14 protein-coding genes are annotated in these 16,715 nt (G+C 40.4%); 10 read left to right on the forward strand and 4 right to left on the reverse strand.

All coding sequences use genetic code 11. The features are described 5' to 3' along the window. Positions 1 to 11 precede the first annotated feature (11 nt). Complete coding sequence (glyA, locus tag R2Q94_RS02535) at positions 12 to 1,283, forward strand: serine hydroxymethyltransferase (protein WP_316819857.1); 1,272 nt, start codon at positions 12 to 14, stop codon at positions 1,281 to 1,283. Between the two features lie 18 nt (positions 1,284 to 1,301). Further along, positions 1,302 to 4,064, forward strand: a complete 2,763-nt coding sequence (locus tag R2Q94_RS02540) for a PAS domain S-box protein (protein WP_316819858.1) — start codon at positions 1,302 to 1,304, stop codon at positions 4,062 to 4,064. 627 nt (positions 4,065 to 4,691) lie between these two features. Here R2Q94_RS02540 and R2Q94_RS02545 read toward each other — a convergent pair. The 4 genes from R2Q94_RS02545 to R2Q94_RS02560 all read right to left on the reverse strand — a co-directional run bounded on the left by R2Q94_RS02545 (position 4,692) and on the right by R2Q94_RS02560 (position 8,206). Next, positions 4,692 to 5,297, reverse strand: a complete 606-nt coding sequence (locus R2Q94_RS02545) for a ComF family protein (RefSeq protein WP_316819859.1) — start codon at positions 5,295 to 5,297, stop codon at positions 4,692 to 4,694. Positions 5,298 to 5,436: 139 nt separating this feature from the next. Next, a complete protein-coding gene (gene rlmN, locus R2Q94_RS02550; RefSeq protein WP_316819860.1) occupies positions 5,437 to 6,486 on the reverse strand; it encodes a 23S rRNA (adenine(2503)-C(2))-methyltransferase RlmN in 1,050 nt (349 codons plus the stop codon). Between the two features lie 101 nt (positions 6,487 to 6,587). Further along, a complete protein-coding gene (rluF, locus tag R2Q94_RS02555; RefSeq protein ID WP_316819861.1) occupies positions 6,588 to 7,625 on the reverse strand; it encodes a 23S rRNA pseudouridine(2604) synthase RluF in 1,038 nt (345 codons plus the stop codon). Between the two features lie 83 nt (positions 7,626 to 7,708). Further along, entirely contained in the window at positions 7,709 to 8,206 is a 498-nt protein-coding gene (locus R2Q94_RS02560; protein ID WP_316819862.1) for a DinB family protein, read from the reverse strand. 164 nt (positions 8,207 to 8,370) lie between these two features. Between R2Q94_RS02560 and R2Q94_RS02565 the strand changes: the two genes are divergently transcribed. The 8 genes from R2Q94_RS02565 to R2Q94_RS02600 all read left to right on the forward strand — a co-directional run bounded on the left by R2Q94_RS02565 (position 8,371) and on the right by R2Q94_RS02600 (position 16,703). Next, positions 8,371 to 9,549 (forward strand): amidohydrolase family protein, encoded by a 1,179-nt coding sequence (locus R2Q94_RS02565; protein WP_316819863.1) that lies wholly within the window; start codon positions 8,371 to 8,373, stop codon positions 9,547 to 9,549. Then, positions 9,550 to 10,503 carry a nitronate monooxygenase gene (locus R2Q94_RS02570; protein ID WP_316819864.1) on the forward strand — a complete coding sequence of 318 codons (954 nt, stop codon included), beginning with the start codon at positions 9,550 to 9,552 and terminating at the stop codon, positions 10,501 to 10,503. It begins immediately after the preceding gene. 37 nt (positions 10,504 to 10,540) lie between these two features. After that, complete coding sequence (locus R2Q94_RS02575; protein WP_316819865.1) at positions 10,541 to 10,813, forward strand: acylphosphatase; 273 nt, start codon at positions 10,541 to 10,543, stop codon at positions 10,811 to 10,813. A 3-nt stretch (positions 10,814 to 10,816) separates the two neighbouring features. Next, a complete protein-coding gene (locus R2Q94_RS02580; RefSeq protein ID WP_316819866.1) occupies positions 10,817 to 12,301 on the forward strand; it encodes an oligosaccharide flippase family protein in 1,485 nt (494 codons plus the stop codon). A gap of 92 nt (positions 12,302 to 12,393) precedes the next feature. Beyond that, on the forward strand, positions 12,394 to 12,825 hold the full coding sequence (gene dut / locus R2Q94_RS02585) for a dUTP diphosphatase (RefSeq protein ID WP_316819867.1): 432 nt from the start codon (positions 12,394 to 12,396) through the stop codon (positions 12,823 to 12,825). Between the two features lie 54 nt (positions 12,826 to 12,879). After that, a complete protein-coding gene (locus R2Q94_RS02590; RefSeq protein ID WP_316819868.1) occupies positions 12,880 to 14,574 on the forward strand; it encodes a tetratricopeptide repeat protein in 1,695 nt (564 codons plus the stop codon). Then, positions 14,552 to 15,340 carry a DUF4292 domain-containing protein gene (locus R2Q94_RS02595; RefSeq protein WP_316819869.1) on the forward strand — a complete coding sequence of 263 codons (789 nt, stop codon included), beginning with the start codon at positions 14,552 to 14,554 and terminating at the stop codon, positions 15,338 to 15,340. Before R2Q94_RS02590 ends, R2Q94_RS02595 begins: the two co-directional genes overlap by 23 nt. Before the next feature lie 22 nt (positions 15,341 to 15,362). After that, positions 15,363 to 16,703: a murein hydrolase activator EnvC family protein gene (locus R2Q94_RS02600; protein ID WP_316819870.1), complete on the forward strand. Its 1,341-nt coding sequence runs from the start codon at positions 15,363 to 15,365 to the stop codon at positions 16,701 to 16,703. The last annotated feature ends 12 nt before the right edge of the window (positions 16,704 to 16,715 follow it).

Below are 16,715 nucleotides of genomic sequence, written 5' to 3' on the forward strand. Positions count from 1 at the left end.
TACTTCAATAAATGACTAGAGATACACTAATTTTTGATTTGATTGACAGGGAATTGGACCGTCAGGAAAATGGCCTCGAGCTGATCGCTTCTGAAAACTTTGTGAGCAAACAAGTAATGGAGGCCGCAGGATCATGTTTAACAAATAAATATGCTGAAGGCCTTCCGGGAAAAAGATACTATGGCGGTTGCCAGGTAGTAGATGAAGTGGAAACCATAGCTATTGAGCGTGCAAAGCAGCTTTTTGGGGCAGAATGGGTAAATGTTCAACCGCATTCAGGCGCACAGGCAAATGCAGCAGTAATGCTTGCTGTGATCCAGCCGGGAGATAAAATTTTAGGATTTGACCTTTCTCATGGGGGGCACTTAACGCACGGTTCTCCGGTTAATTTTTCAGGAAAATTGTATCAGCCATTGTTTTATGGAGTAAAGAAAGAAGATGGTTTGATCGACTATGCAAAATTGGAAGAAATCGCGTTGGCGGAACGTCCTAAGTTGATCATTTGCGGTGCTTCTGCTTATTCAAGAGAGTGGGATTACGCTTTCATCCGTAGTGTTGCAGATAAAATTGGTGCATTGGTATTGGCTGATATTTCACACCCTGCAGGTATGATTGCCCGCGGATTATTGGCAAACCCACTTCCTCATTGTCATATCGTGACCACTACTACACACAAAACTCTTCGCGGGCCTCGTGGTGGTATGATCATGATGGGAAAAGATTTCGAAAACCCATTCGGAATCAAAACTCCTAAAGGTGAAACCAGAATGATGTCATCAGTTTTAGACATGGCAGTTTTCCCTGGAACACAAGGTGGACCATTAGAACACATTATCGCTGCAAAAGCAATTGCTTTCGGCGAAGCATTGAGCGACGAATATTTAACATACATTACGCAGGTGAAAGCCAATGCTCAGGCGATGGCCAAAGCTTTCGTTGACAGAGGTTATGGTATTATTTCTGGTGGTACAGACAATCATTTAATGTTGATTGACTTGCGCAACAAAAATATAACTGGAAAAGCAGCAGAAAATGCGCTTGAAAAAGCAGATATTACCGTGAATAAAAATATGGTTCCTTTCGACGATAAGTCACCATTTGTAACTTCAGGTATTCGTGTAGGTACTGCTGCCATCACAAGCAGAGGTTTCAAAGAAAAAGAAATGGATATCATTGTTGATCTGATTGATCAGGTAATTACGAATTCTGAGGATGAGAATAATTTAAAAGTGGTAAAAGAAAAAGTAATCAATCTGGTAGGTCAGTTCCCTTTGTATAAATAAACGGGAAGAACTTACTCCATGTTAACGAATAACCAGACTTCATCAACTCATGAAATGGAACGCTTACAGGCGTTGCAGGAATACGATATATTGGATACTCCTCCAGAACAGGAATTCGATAATATCACCAAGCTGGCTAGCTTGATCTGCAACGCGCCTGTAGCTGTCATTGTATTAGTTGATGAAGACCGGTTATGGTTTAAATCTGTGATTGGGCTTGACCGTAAAGAATTGCCCAGAAGTAATTCCTTTGCCGAACAGGTTATCCAGTCGGAGAACGTATTTGAAGTTTGTGATGCGATGGAGGATGAACGGTATAGCAAGTATTTAGACGTCATTGGCCTTCCAGATCTACGTTATTATGCTGGCGCTCCTTTGATTGACGATGATGGTTACCGCTTAGGGACCATCTGTGTATTTGATCAGGTGCGTAAAGAAATGACCAGCGCACAGAAGGAAGGATTACAGATCCTTGCCAAAGAAATTATCACCCATATCTCCCTCCGTAAAAAAGCAAAAGAGCTGAACCTTAAAAATCAGCGCTTTGAAGAACTCCTGAATATCTCCACTGTATCTCCCGAAATTCATTGCATCCTCGATGATAATGGTGAATTGTTGTTTGTCAACAATGCTGTTACCACAGTGCTGGAATATGAAGTGGAAGAAGCTGTAGGTTTAACGGCCTGGACTTTCTGCTATCGCGAGGATATCAATAGGGTAGTCCATGCAATAGAAGTAGGTCTGTCTAATGGTACCAAACAGTTTAATATCGATTTCAGAATTGTCACTAAAAGTGGGTTAATCCGCTGGTTGAGCTGGAACATGGTGTGTAAAAACAGACGCTGGTATGCTTATGGAAGAGATATTACAGAAAATAAAAGAGTAGAAAATGAACTGATGAAACTCTCCTTTGTGGCGAGTAAGGTCAACAATGCTGTGGTGATCAATGATTCTGATAACCATGTGACCTGGGTAAATGCGGCCTTTGAGAAAATTACAGGATTTACACTGGAAGATATCAAAGGAAAACGCCTTGGGGATTTGATTCAGGGACCGGGAACGGATCTGGAGCTGATTCAACAAGCACGTGAACTCACCAATAAACACCAGTCTTTTACTGTCGACCTGCTGGCCTACCGCAAAGACAGGCAACCTATCTGGCTATCTATTTATAATACGGTCGTCTTCAATGACGAAGGAAAGGTCGAAATAGAGGTAGAAATCATACTCGACATTACTGAAAAGAAAAAGGCAGAAGAAGAATTACAACTCCTTTCTTTAGTCGCCAGCAAAACCGATACTGGAGTTAATATTTCCGATGGAGAAGGTTATACCACCTGGATTAATCATTCTATGGAAAAGTTAACTGGTTATTCATTGAATGAATTACAAGGACTCAGATTAGGTGATATTCTTTCTAAGGATGAGGCACAGAGAGAACTGATTGTAGCATCCAGACTGAAAGCGAACAATAGGGAATCTTATTCCATAGAGGTGCAAGCGAAAAAGAAATCCGGAGAACCGATCTGGCTTTCTGTTTCCAATACACCTATCGTCAATGAAAAAGGAAAAGTAGAGCGCCAAATTGATCTGATCACTGATATTTCCCAAAGGAAGCAGGTTGAGCAGGAAATGGTAGAAGCGAAAGAGCAGGCCTTACAATTGAGTGCTGCCAAAGAAATGTTCTTGTCGGTGATGAGTCATGAGATTAGAACCCCCCTCAATGCAGTGATAGGAATGGCACATTTGCTTCTTGATAATGACCCGAAGGAATCGCAGCTTCCTGATTTAAACCTCTTGCGCTTTTCCGCAGAAAATCTGCTCAATATCATCAATGATATCCTGGATCTAACTAAAATGGAAACCGGAAATGTGCAGTTGGAAACGATTCCTTTTAGCCTCAGAGCCCTCGCTTCTGATGTGATCAATTCTTTGCAATTGAATGTTACAGCCGGTAATAATAAACTGGAATTGATCTGTGATGAAAATATTCCGGAATATGTTAAAGGGGATAAAACCCGTCTGTATCAGGTATTGATGAACCTATTGGGGAATGCCATTAAATTTACTCATGATGGGAAGATTGTATTGGAAATCAAAATGCTGAATGAGACTAAGGATCGCGTATCTATTTATTTTGAAGTAAAAGATACCGGAATTGGCATCGCTGCAGAAAAGCTAGATTACATCTTTCAGCCTTTTATTCAAGCCAGAACAGATATTTCCAGAAAGTATGGAGGCACGGGGCTTGGACTTACCATTACGAAGAAAATGCTGGAACTATATGGAGCAGACATTAAGGTAGAAAGTGAAGAAGAAAAAGGAACGAAGTTTCATTTCAGTATATCTTTTGAAAAAGCAGCTGATTATGTACCCCAGGTAAAAGTATTCACAGAGCCAGATAGGTTTAGCAATAAACGGATTCTTGTGGTGGACGATAATGAAATCAATTCTTTAATTGCCAAAAGAATTTTCGGTAAATGGGGACTAAAACTGGATTTTGCGGTTACAGGGGAAGAAGCACTTGTAAAAGTGCGCGACCAGGTATACGACCTCATCTTTATGGATATTAAAATGCCGGGAATTGACGGCTTTGAAGCCTGTACGTTGATTAGGGCTATGGATGGAGACTATTATAAGCAAGTTCCCATACTTGCTTTAACCGCATCTACTTTACACGATGAACACAATAAGTTTGCTGAGTCTGGTATGAACGGACATATCTTAAAACCTTTCAAACCTGAAGATATGAGAAATATTCTTTCTGAATACCTCAGCTAAAAGGCTGTAAATCTCAATATAGATGCAAGATTTTTAAGATTAAGATTTATTTGAAAAATGCAGGAATAACTGCCGTACAAAAGTCTTAGTTCAGAGGAGGCTGACTGATAGGCTTTAGATGGTTTGACAATACCAAAAATAAACGAACCCGATTCCAACCAATCTTCCCGAACACTTTCCTGGTTATTTCTCGTTTTCAAATTGAGTATAAAAAGACAGTGAGTCATGCTGAAAAATAAATCTTTTTACTCCCTGGAAGTTGGGATTGATCTAAATGTTTTTTTTAATGGGGGGTATTAAAAATACGTTTTTATTAGAAATGATAAAGGGCCGATATTTCACGAGTGTGAAGCTATCGACCCTTAAATTAACGCTCTCAAGGTCAAAGTAACGGAATATATTTTAATATTCAAAATCTTTTAAAATTTTATTTTGGAACCTAATTGAATGAGTAGACTTATCTGTTTGATAAATAAGGTTTAAAAGTGTGAGTTGAGAGTTCCTATGAAATGTTGTAAAATAAAAGACGAGCTGTTCCAATTTAGAATTTTGCCGATCTTTTCCATCTAAATTAACGCTCTCAATAATATAATTATATTGAAGATTGTTTAATAGGCCGGTTCTAATTCAGCGCACAAAGGCCAGGGCAGCGATGCTGATCTTTGCAGGCATGGATTGAAGAAGGCTGATTCCACAAGCTTCCAATGTTGCGCCGGTCGTGAGTACATCATCGATTAGTAATAGGTGTTTATCTGCTAATTCTTCAGGCTGTTTCAGTTCAAAAGCACTTAGCATATTTTCAAATCGAAGTAACCTTCCTTTGTTTGTCTGACTGTCGGTTGCAGTACTACGGACAAGATGCCGATTGCTAACAGGAGCTTTTAAAACCTGGGAAATTCCTCTGGCGATGCATTCGCTTTGGTTGTAGCCACGAGTTCCTGATCTTTTTTTATGAAGAGGTACCGGAATGAGGAAATCAATGTCCTGATAATAGGGGGAGTACAAAAGCCGTTCTCCAAGTAAGATACCTAGTCTTTCGCCCAGCTCTGGTTGGTTACCGTATTTTAGCTGATGGATGAGTTGTTGTACTATGCCTTCCTTTTTAAAGAATAGCATTGCCATCGCGGCATGACAGGGTAGTCGGCCCCAAAATTGTCTGGCTACCAGGTTATCCTGATCCAGATGGTGGTCAGTATAGGGTAAGTTATAAAGGCATGTGCTGCAAATACACAATTCAACATTATTTAGTGGCAAGGCGCAACCGGGACATTCTGCTGGAAACAGCAAATGTAAAAGGTCAGAAATATAGGGGTTGAAGAATGGCATGGGCTAATCTATGCGGATTAGTCCATGCTTGGTTAAATTCCAGGAATTAGTTTTGCTCTTTTACAGCCAGCTGTCCACAGGCAGCATCAATATCTTTACCTCTACTTCTTCTGATATTGGTATTTACACCCTGACTTTTCAGGTAAGCAGAGAAAGCATCGATTTTATCACCTTCGGCATTTAGGAAATCTGCAAACTGAATCGGGTTGTATTCGATCAGGTTAACTTTACAAGGTACGTGTTTACAGAATTTCGCCAGTTCCATTGCATCCTGAATTTCATCATTGAAATTGTTGAATACAATGTATTCATAAGTGATCGGATTCTTTGTTTTAGAGAAATAGTATTTTAAAGCTTCTTCCAATGCTTTCAATGAGTTTTGCTCATTAATCGGCATGATTTCATTTCTTTTTTTATCATTTGCGGCATGCAGGGAAAGGGCAAGATTAAATTTAACCCCATCATCACCCAGTTTCTTAATCATCTTCGCAATACCGGCAGTAGAGACAGTAATGCGTTTGTACGACATGTTAAGTCCATCTGGAGAGGTAATACGATCGATAGACTTCAGAACATTCGCATAATTTAGCAAAGGTTCTCCCATTCCCATGTAAACGATGTTCGTTAGGGGAGCATTATAGTTCTTCTTTGCCTGCTGATCAATCAAAACTACCTGATCATAGATTTCATCTGCATTCAGGTTACGTTTGCGGTCCATATATCCTGTCGCACAGAATTTACAGGTTAAACTGCAACCCACTTGAGAACTAACACAGGCCGTCATGCGTTCGTCCATAGGAATCAGCACGCCTTCAACAATATTGCCATCATAGAGTCTGAATGTGTTTTTGATGGTTTGATCATTGCTAAATTGAGAGTTATTCACTTCGACTACATTGATTGCATAATTTTCATCCAGCTTCTTTCTAAGGTCTTTAGAAAGGTTACTCATCTCCTCAAAGGAACGTGCAGATTTCTCCCATAGCCATTGATAAACCTGTTTGGCACGGTAAGCAGGTTCCTTCATGTTTATAAAGTGTTGTTGCAACTGTGGAAGATCCAGTGAACGTATGTCTGTTTTTTTTGTCGTAAGCATTTGTTGCAAAGTTACCTAAAAAAAGAATAAGCCAGCAAAATTTGATTTTGCTGGCTTAAAATGTAAGTGATTACTGCTTGATTATGACAGTGTAATTATGTTTAACGCTTTGGTCCTCTGCTTTTTCCAGCTGGAGCTCCAGATTGTCCCCTTGAAGGTCTTGTTGGTCTTTTGCTGGGGCCGTTGGTTTTATTCCAATCTGGAGTAGATGAGGACCCACGATAAGGAGAGCCTGATTTCTGTTCCGATCTTGGTTTACCTGAAGCAGACCTTGATCCGCCTTCAGATGTTGATCTTGAGCCACCTGATCTTGGTCCAGCTGCTCTTCCAGAAGAATTTCTTCTAGGAGCTGGTTGCTCGTCAAAATTGGAAATAGCTGATTTTTTACTTGCTTTTTTAGCAGACGATGCGGCCTCCAGAGAACTTGATTTCGCTACAAGGTTGAAAATCTCTGTCTGTTCCTCCATTGTCAGTTCCCTCCATTCGCCAACTGGAATTCCTTTTAGCGTGATGTTCATGATTCTGGTACGTTCCAGTTTCGTTACCTCAAATCCGAAATGCTCACACATTCTTCTGATTTGACGGTTCAATCCCTGAACAAGAATAATCTTGAATGTAAAAGTACTTTCTTTAGTTACCTTACATTTTTTAGTCATTACACCCAATACCGGAACACCTTTGGCCATGCCAGAGATGAATTGCTCCGTGATCGGTTTGTTAACGGTTACGATATATTCTTTTTCATGGTTATTTCCTGCACGAAGGATCTTGTTTACTAAATCTCCATTATTGGTCAGGAAAATCAAACCTTGTGAATCTTTGTCCAGACGACCGATAGGGAAAACCCTGTCGCTATGGTTTACATGATCCACCATATTACTTTTTACTCCGGCTTCAGTAGTACTGGTAATGCCTACAGGTTTGTTATAAGCGATTAATATGGAATTATCAACTTCTTTTGGCTCTATGGTCTGGCCATTCACCGTAACGATATCCCCGAAAAATACTTTGTCGCCTACCTTGGCTTTCCGGCCATTGATAAATACATTTCCTTGTTCTATGTATCTGTCTGCAGCTCTTCTGGAGCACAGACCGCTCTCACTAATGTATTTATTTAATCGGGTGGTAGAATCAGACATGGGTATGGGTATAAATTGTTTCAGTTTACAAAGAAATCAAAATATACCCATATATCTATCAAAAAAATGTAAAGCTATGGATTCTAACCTTGAGTATCATCAGCACTAGGCCCATAACTACCCGGAATTGGGATGTCTAACAGTCGCAGAAAGACGCCTAATTGGGCTCTGTGGTGGATAAGTTGGGATAAGCTGTGTCGGATCAGACTCGCTTTTGTGAATGTCTGATAAATTTGAGCTCCGTTCCTTAAAATCCATGGTTCCGATAAGACTGCTTCTTTTGCAGCAGATAATTGTGTTAGTCCGGCTGCTAATGATTCCTCAAAATAGGCCATCAATTCAGCCTCGTTTTTAACATCTTTTGGTTGGTATGGGCTTACACCGAAGTCAAGGCCATAAGTAGTAAGGCCAAGAGCAATCCAGACAGGCAATTCTGCAACATGTGCAGAAAGCATTTTTAAAGTCATGCTTTTTGGATGCGGCTGCCAATCGAACTTATCGGCAGGTACAATTGCCAACATTTTGCGTGTAGTTTGAGCTTCCTGCTCAAGTTCCTCTAATAAGATTTTAGTCATTTCCATTTTGCTTGTTTTAAAATTATAGAACAAAGAAAAGAAGGGACGCTGACAACCCTATGTCAGGTCTCCTGGATTATTTCAAATTAATTTTCTGGGTTTGGGTTTATGGCTGAAGAACGACAGCAGATTATAGCCTTATTTTAGTGGAAATACCTTTCCTTTGTAGGATGATTTCCTACCTTTCTGCATCATATATTTGTCCGGTGGCTGTTGCCCCTTTAAAAGAGGGAGTAATTGCTGTGGATTCCAGTGGTTTAATTTTACAGATTTTGACGGCCACAGAGGCAGCAGGTAAAGGGATAACAGATGTTAAATTTCATGAAGGAATCCTTGTTCCTGGTTTTGTGAATACCCATTGTCACCTGGAACTTTCTCACCTGAAAGGAAAAATTGGAAAGCATACCGGTCTTCCCCGATTTGTGGAGCAGATAATCCGACAAAGACAGGCAGATGAGCAAGAGCAAATTGAAGCCATGAAAAGTGCAGATCGGGAGATGTACGCGCAAGGAATTGTGGCAGTGGGAGATATTTCTAATAAATTGATCTCTAAAGCAGTCAAAGAAATCAGCAATATTTATTATCATACTTTTATAGAAACCATGGGTTTCAATCCGCAAAAAGCGGTTGAAATCATCGAAGCGGCTAAAATGATGAAAGCTGCGTTTCATCCTTTAAATGCTTCGGTCGTCCCTCATGCGCCTTATTCTGTATCCGATAATTTGTTTGCGGAAATCTGCAGAGAAGCAGAATTACATCAGGACCTCATTAGTATTCATAACCAGGAAACTCAGGAAGAGAATGAATTTTTTGAACATAAAAGCGGGAGCTTTTTAAAGTTATACGAGTTTCTGGGCTTAAATATTGATTTCTTTAAAGCAACGGGGAAAAGCTCCTTATGCAATTATTTGCCTAAACTTTCAGCTACGCTAAAAACGCTATTGGTACACAATACTTTCAGCAGTGCTGCTGATCTGGATTTTGCACAAAAAACTCATCCTGATTTATATTGGTGCTTATGCCCGAACGCAAATTTATATATTGAAAATAAATTACCGGAACTTCCCTTGTTTTTGGAAGCCGGACTGAAGATCACATTAGGAACAGATAGTCTGGCGAGTAATGATCAGTTGAGTATCGTTGAAGAAATGAAAACGCTTCAGGAACATTTCCAGCTTCCTTTATCTAAACTTTTAGAATGGGCCACGATAAATGGTGCCGAATTTTTAGGAATTGAGGATCGTTTTGGTAGTTTAGTTGTTGGAAAGACTCCTGGTATCAATCTACTTGAATTTGTGGAAAAAGATGGGGAAATGAGGATTACAGGCCAGATTAAAAGATTAGCATAAATGAATAATAGGATTACGACCTTATTTCAAATCAAATACCCCATCATTCAGGCCGGAATGGTCTGGTGCAGTGGCTGGAGATTGGCTTCAGCTGTATCGAATGCAGGAGGATTGGGAATTATAGGCGCTGGTTCAATGTATCCGGAAGTACTCAGGTTACACATTCAAAAATGTCAGGCCGCAACTGATCTGCCTTTTGCGGTTAATGTTCCATTACTTTATCCGAATATTGAAGAGATCATGCAGATCATTGTAGAAGAGGGGGTGAAAATTGTATTTACTTCTGCAGGAAACCCTGCTACATGGACAGGCTTGCTGAAGGAAAATGGAATTACGGTGGTCCATGTCATCGCGAATACTAAATTTGCCACAAAAGCGGAAGCTTGCGGTGTGGATGCGATTGTGGCGGAAGGTTTTGAGGCCGGCGGACATAATGGAAGGGAAGAAACAACAACCATGTGTCTGATTCCAATGATTGCTGATGCAGTACAAATTCCGGTGATTGCTGCTGGTGGCATTGGAAGTGGAAGTGCCATGCTTGCTGCATTTGCATTGGGAGCTGAAGCCGTTCAGATTGGATCCGCTTTTGCCGTAGCAGAAGAGTCCTCTGCTCATAATAATTTTAAATCGGGAATCATTGCTGCTAACGAAGGAGATACGAAACTTCAGATGAAAAAATTGGTTCCTGTCAGGCTGCTAAAGAATACCTTTGCCGATGCAGTTGCAGTTGCGGAGGCAGAAGGGGCCAATCCGGAAGCGCTTAAGCAACTTTTAGGTCGGGCAAGAGCGAAATTAGGTATGTTTGAAGGAAATATGGAAGAGGGCGAGCTGGAAATCGGACAAGTATCGGCCTTGCTAAAGGAAATTAAACCTGCTGCGAAGATCTTGAAAACCATCTGGCAGGAGTTTTTAACTGAAAAAGAGAGACTCAATCGGCTGGAATTTCCAGCTTAATTGCTTAACTGGTATTGAATCAACTAAAAAAATAAGAATGAAACACATCAATATAAGAGTAACCGGAAAGGTGCAAGGCGTATCTTTTAGAGCGACCACAAAAGCAATCGCAGATCAAATGGGGGTTCGCGGAATAGTGAAAAATGAAAAGGATGGTACATTGTATCTGGAAGCAGAGGGCGATGATGCCTCATTAGAAGTTTTTGAAGAATGGTGTAATGAGGGGCCAGACAGAGCAAAGATTGAAACTGTAGAAGTAACTCCCGGAGAGATGAAAGGCTACCGTAACTTCGAAATCATCAAAAAATAACGCATGTCTTTCATTAAAAAATTCCTCGGTCAGACTGCGATTTATGGTTTAAGTACTGTATTTTCCAGGCTGTTTAATTTTATCCTGACCCCAATCTATACGAGTAAATTTGCTGCGGGGACGTATGGTATTTTTACTACAATGTATGCCTATGCTTCCATGATCAATGCGATTTTGGCATTTGGGATGGAGAGTACCTATTTCAGGTATCTGAATAAGCACGAGGATAGGAAACAGGAGGTTTACAACAATTCTTTCCTGGTGATCGCTTTCATTTCAACGCTCTTTTTAATCACTGGGCTTGTCCTGGCAAATCCGATTGCATCCTATTTAACGGATGACCCGAAACAGCTTACAGACTATAAACACTACGTGCAATTTTTTATTGGAATCCTGTTTATAGATGCGATCTGTGTGATCCCATTTGCTAAATTAAGGGCAGACGAGCGACCAATAAAGTACAGTCTGATCAAATTTTTGAACATTGGGAGTTTTGTAGGTTTCAACCTGCTGTTTATTTATGTGATTCCCTGGCTCATTAAACACGACTGGCCAATGGCCGAATGGTTGTCGTCCTGGTATCGCGGTATCTGGGTCGGCTATGTCTTTGTTGCCAATTTGATTGCCAGTGTGGTTACATTGGTACTCCTCCTTCCGGAATTCTTAAAGCTTGAATTGAAGTTTGATAAAGAACTTTTCGGTAAAATGTTTTCCTACTCCTGGCCGGTGTTGATCGCCAATCTTTCCTTTATTGTAAATGAGAACCTGGATAAGATTGTATTGAGTCAGTTGTTGCCTGATAGTATTGCGGATTATGAAGTAGGTGTCTATGGGGCAGTTTGTAAGATCGCCATCTTTATCAGTATTTTCGTGACTGCTTTCCGCTTAGGTGCAGAACCTTTCTTTTTTAGTCATGCTAAAAAGGAAAATGCAAGGCAGACTTATGCCATCATCCTGCATTATTTTGTGATCGCATTGGTGCTGCTTTTTGTTGGGTTAATTGCCAATATTGAGATCCTAAAGTATTTTATTCGTAAGCCAGAGTATTGGGTTGGATTACCTGCAGTTCCTTACCTACTGTTCGGTTATGTTTGTCTGGGGATTTATTCAAACCTCTCCATCTGGTATCGTTTATCAGATCAAACTCGTTTTGGTCTCTATATTTCCATCGTTGGAGCGTTGATTACAATTGTATTTAACTTTGTGCTGATTCCGAAATTCAGTTACATGGGGTCTGCATGGGTTTCTATGCTGGCGTATTTTGTGATGATGGTGATCTCTTATATCTTAGGACAGAAATATTACCCTATACCGTATAACCTAAAAAGAATTCTGAGCTATTTAATCATTTCGGTGGTACTGGTAGTTTTATCCTTTTGGGTATTCAATAGGAACATTTATATTGGAAATGCTTTGCTGATTGCTTTTATTGGGGGAATTATATATTTCGAGAAAGACCAGATAAAATCAATTTTATTAAAAAAATAACATGTTAAAATGGGGTATGATCAGTAAATGCTTCATCTTAGGTATGAAGATACAGGCTGATCGCTTTTAAAATAATAAAAACAATTATCAGAATGAAAATCAATATCATTAACAATTCAGGACACGCTTTACCTCAATATGAAACTGCTCATGCAGCAGGTATGGACATGCGTGCATTTGTGGAAACTGAAATTACCATTAAACCTTTACAACGTGTATTGATTCCAACAGGATTACACATTGAATTGCCTGTAGGTTTTGAAGCACAGATTCGTCCCCGTAGCGGATTGGCCTATAAACATGGCATCAGTATTGTGAATTCTCCGGGAACGATTGATGCGGATTATCGTGGAGAGATTAAAGTTCTTTTGGTGAATCTTTCGGATACGGATTTTGTAGTAAACAATGGAGATCGCATTGCGCAAATGGTCATTGCAAAACATGAAACCATCTCCTGGGAATCAGTAGAGGAATTGTCGGACACCGCACGTGGTGCTGGTGGTTATGGCCATACTGGTAAATAGGAATACTCAATAAAATCCATGAATTTAAAGGCATGGATAATAAATAAAATAAGGATGAAGCAAAGGTCTCTTTTAGTGTCATTACTTTTTACGGGCATGTCGGCTGCGGCGCAACAACCCCAAAAGCCATTAGTGGATAGTACTGAACTGAAGACCCTTTTCTTCGCCGGACTCAGGGAGAAGCTGAATGAAAATTACAGCAGGGCAGGAGAGAGTTTTCAAAAGATCCTCGCCATTGATCCTAAAAATGCCGCAGTTTATTATGAGTTGGCCAGTCTGAATTATCGCCAGAATAAACTAACGGAAGCAGAAACAGCCATCAAAAGATCAGTAGCACTGGATGCGAATAACCTCTGGTATTGGAAAATGATGGCTGAATTGTATAAGCGTAAAGGGGATATGGAAGGATTGGTTGCTGTTTTTAACGAATTGATCCGCCTGTCGCCCGATGATGATGCTTTTTATTTTGATAAAGGTAACGCTTACTTGTTATTGGGTAAAACAACGGAGGCTTTAAGAACTTATGACGAATTAGAGAAGAAATTCGGGGTTTCAAAAGCATTGGTCCAGGCCAGGCATCGAATTGACCTAGGCAATAAAAAAGAGGCAACTAAAGCCGAATTGGAAAACATGCTTTCCGCAGGGGTTGATGATGTCCCTGGAATGCTGGACCTCAGCCAGTCTATGATAGAAAAAGGACAAACCGAAAATGCACTGATCCTGCTGAAAAAAGCGAAAAGTATTTCACCTGAAAATTATGAAATTGATCTGGCCCTTGCCGATTATTACCAAAATATAAAAAATAGCATTGAAGCTGGCCTGGCCTTAAGAACAGCTTTTGCCAATCCTGAAATGCCGCAACAAAGAAAAGGAAAGATTATTTTGATGATTGCCGGAGGCGCTAAAAATCCAATATTGATTGAAGAAGCTTTGGCATTGACGAAACTGGCCATGCAAACTTCATCTAATGATCCTAATATGCATGCTTTGTACGGAGATTTGCTATATCAAAAGGGAGAATTGTTAGCTGCATTACAACAATATCAGGGAGTCTTGAAAATGAGCGATCAGCTGTATCCGGTTTGGGAACGTGTACTGGTCATCCAGAATAACATAGGGAAATATAAAGAGGCTGCTAAAACGGGTGAAGAGGCACTGGCCATTTTCCCAAATCAGGGGATTCTTTATTATTACCTTGCCTTTGCACAGCATCGTGATCAGCAGAATGCGGCGGCGATGACCAATATCAAGGCTGCCATGCAGTTGGATGGTGACAATCCAGCGCTTCAGGCCCTAGTTTTTGCACTACAAGGAGAGATTTTCCTCGATGAACAGAAGTTTAGGGAAGCAAACACTGCTTTTGATAAGGCGGTATCGCTGGCGCCTAAAAATTATTTGTTATTGAACAATTATGCTTTCTATCTGGCTTTAAGTAATCAGGATCTGGAGAAAGCAGAAACATTGATCGCGAAAGCCGCGGCAGCGATGCCCGGGAGTACCTCTGTGGCGGATACTTACGCATTGGTGTTGTTTAAACGCGGGAAATATGTTCAGGCTAAAAGCTGGGCAGAACTGGCAATACAGCATGATGGGGCTGAAAATGGTCTTTATTTGGAACATTATGGCGATATCCTATTCTTAAATGGAGAAAAGGAGGCCGCATTGATCCAATGGCAAAAAGCAAACGACGCAGGAAATGATGCAGCCAATTTAAAACGAAAGATAAATGAGAAGAAATATATTAAATAGTTTGCTTTTTCTGGTCCTGATTTTTTTAACGATGGCCTGTAAAACCAAGAAAAAGATTGTGGTGGCACCGCCTGTAACTAACGCCGCTCCTGTAGATACTAAAAAAGTGGAGACGCTAAAACTGTTGGAAGAGAAGGATATTTCCTATACGACCTTATCTTTAAAAGGTAAGGCACGTCTCGATATTAACGGAAATGCGAATAATGTCAATATGAACATCAGAATCCGTAAGGATGAAGGAATCTGGGTTTCCATTGGCGGACCGGTAGGGATTGAACTAGGTAGGGCATTGATCACACCTGATAGTATTAAAGTCTTGAATAAATGGCAAAGTGTTTATTTGGCCAAGCCTTTTAGTTATGTACATCGCTTCACCAACCCTCAGGTCAGCTATAAATTATTGCAGGCGATTTTATCTGGAAATACTTTTCCAGAATTTATGAGTCAGGATGCAGATTTAGCCTATAAAAATGGGGTTTGGGAAATTACAGGGAAGCAGGCACAACTGGTTTACCTCCTTTTATTCAATACCTTGTTTAAAGTTTCAGAATATCAATTGAACGACCTGAATGCTGCAAAAGCATTGAAGGTAGTTTATGGCGATTACCAAAATATGAACGGTACTTTGTTCCCCACGGCAATCCGGATCAACTCTATGGCGGGAACGCAAAAAATAGCGTTGAATATTGATTTTTCAAAGGTAGAGAGCAATCTTCCAGTAGATTTTCCGTTTAATGTTCCAGGGAAGTATGAAGTAATAAACTGATTTTTTTTATACTTTTGACGCAATGAAGCTAAATAAATTATTATTCCTCTTCTTATTTTTATTATCCGCAAACTTTGCCGTTGCACAGAACAGTTCAGAGCTTAAAAGAAAAAAAGAAGCGATACAACGGGAGATAGAGCTGCTTCAGCGAAATCTGACTAAAACGGCTAAAAACAAGAAACTTACACAAAGCCAGATCAATGCCTTAAACACTCAGATCAGTTTAATGCAGAACAAAATTACGGTCATCAATTCTGAGATTAAGAATCTGGACAATCAGATTCATGAAAATACAAACACAGTCATCAATTTAAAAGGTCAGCTCTCTCAGCTTAAAAAAGAGTATGCAGGAATGATTCGTTTTGCACAACGCAACCAAAATGCCTATGATAAGATGATGTTTGTATTTGCGGCAAGCGATTTCAATCAGGCGTATAAAAGGATAAAATACCTGCAACAGTTTGGCCAATACCGGAAAAAACAAGCGGGATATATTCAGGGTACGCAAAAAGACCTGAATTATAAGATTGTAGTACTGGATAAGAATTTAAAGGAAAAAAGTAGTTTACTGCATGAGCAGGAAACAGAAAAAAACAAACTGGGTAAAAATAAAAATGAACAGGCTCAGGTATTAAATAAGTTCAACAAACAGGAAAAGCAATATAAGCAAGACATAGTAGCACGTAAGAAACAACAGGCACAGATAGACAGAAGTATACGTGCTGCAATTGCGCGTGAGATTGCTATTGCCAAGAAAAAGGCGGAAGAAGAGGCAAGAGCTGCTGAACGCGCCAGATTAGCCGCTCTTGCGGCGGCGGAACGGGCCAGAGCTGCGGCTGTTGCGAAAGCAAAAGCCGAAAATAAACCAGTCCCTACTGCACCTGCTCCTATAGCGAAGGCTAAAGCAAGCACAGCAAACAGCAGCAATAATTATCTGACCGCCACACCAGAGGCAGCAAAACTTTCAGCTGCATTTGAAAGCAACAGGGGCTCCCTGCCATGGCCGGTAGCCACAGGGACGACTACCGAAAGTTTTGGTAAGCATAAAGAGGGACAGGCCAGCTACGACAATGCCGGTATTACCATACAAACTAACGAAGGTGCCGCGGTAAGAGCGGTGTTTAACGGAAAAGTTACCCAGATAGGAAATGCAATGGGCAGGTACTATGTACTGATCAAACACGGACAGTACTTTACCGTGTATCAGAACCTTAAATCTGTGAGCGTAGGCAAAGGAGAGGATGTAAGTACCAAACAAACGATAGGAACAGTAGCTTCTTCAGGCGATATTCCGGAACTTCAATTCCAGATCTATAGAGGTCAGGTTGCGCAAAATCCTGCAGGATGGCTGTCTGCAAAATAGAGGATTGCGCGA

This window comes from Pedobacter gandavensis (assembly GCF_032678465.1).
Taxonomy (GTDB): domain Bacteria; phylum Bacteroidota; class Bacteroidia; order Sphingobacteriales; family Sphingobacteriaceae; genus Pedobacter; species Pedobacter gandavensis_B.